The following is a 1,053-nucleotide window of genomic DNA, read 5'->3' as shown; positions in this document are numbered from 1 at the left end:
GGTGGAAGATAATCTGCTGGCTCTTGGCAAGGTGTTTTGCATTGAGGTGTGTGGTTATGCGGTGATGAGCAATCACACGCATCTTGTGTTGTATGTGGATAATAAGAAGGCGGAACGGTTGTCAGATAAAGCGATAGTGATTCGTTGGCATAAGTTGTTTAAAGGTAACTGGCTGACGCAAAAATTCGTTAATGGGAGAGTATTCGCTTGATTGCTTGTTATACCGGCAAAAATGGGCAGTATTCTTTTGCTCAGGAATTGGCTAATAGACTGGGTACAACGGTTGTAGCACCCACGGGGCTAATTATGATAAATCAAAGTGATGGCTCTATGTACTTTAAGGGTAAAGGTGAATGGGTGACATTTACAGGTAATAAGGAGTAATAAATGAAAACAATTAAGTCCTTACTTATGTTTTATTTGAGTATCAGTTTTCATAGTTTTGGGTGTGAGGCTACAGGGGGTATAGCTTTATGCATTAAACCAAAACCGATGCTTTCATATAAATTATGTGAAGAACATGGTGTGGATGTCCTTAACTCAGATACAGTTAATGAATGTCTTGATATTTATAGGTACTTAGTACTTGATGGCACGATTGATAAAGATAAATATAAAAATTTTGTTTATGAAGCTGTGAAAAAAGGTTTCTCTTCAGCTAAAAGAGTTGTTTATAGCGATAGAGGCAGGTTACTTGATAATTATACAAAGGGAGAGAGGGAGAAGCTATTGTATGAGTCTGCGTATCAGTGTGATATTGAAGCCATTCACAAGGTGCTAAGAAAAGAAGTAAAAATGAACTCGACAGAAGTATATAAATGGAAGTACGTGTTATTGTTACAGGATGTAGGCCTTGATAAGAAAGAAGCGATAGTTGAAGACTTAAAATCGGTTACCGGTGATCAAAATAAAATGATCGAGCTCCTTAACTTTCTATCGAAATTTAGTTGTAGTGAGGGGATAACCTATAGATAAAATATAGCTGAAAAAGTTACATGGACACCCACCCAAAGCTGCATGGACATCCACCCAAAACCTTTGCCTATGATCGCA

Annotated in this window: 1 protein-coding gene and 1 pseudogene; both read left to right on the top strand. The window is 37.6% G+C overall.

Annotated features, from left to right (window positions below; genetic code table 11):
• Nucleotide 1: 1 nt before the first annotated feature.
• Nucleotides 2-196, top strand: a pseudogene (locus CWB98_RS23200) (transposase); the annotation flags it as partial.
• A gap of 191 nt (nucleotides 197-387) precedes the next feature.
• Entirely contained in the window at nucleotides 388-975 is a 588-nt protein-coding gene (locus tag CWB98_RS23195) for a hypothetical protein (protein ID WP_138546952.1), read from the top strand.
• The last annotated feature ends 78 nt before the right edge of the window (nucleotides 976-1,053 follow it).

The organism is Pseudoalteromonas rubra (assembly GCF_005887115.1).
GTDB classification, from domain to species: Bacteria; Pseudomonadota; Gammaproteobacteria; order Enterobacterales; family Alteromonadaceae; genus Pseudoalteromonas; species Pseudoalteromonas rubra_F.
Note: the sequence above shows the minus strand (reverse complement) of the source record. Positions and strands in the feature narration are given on the sequence as shown.

Excerpts from the sequence above, each read along its gene's own strand:
- CWB98_RS23195 (WP_138546952.1), top strand. The coding sequence starts at position 388 with ATGAAAACAATTAAGTCCTTACTTATGTTTTATTTGAGTATCAGTTTT.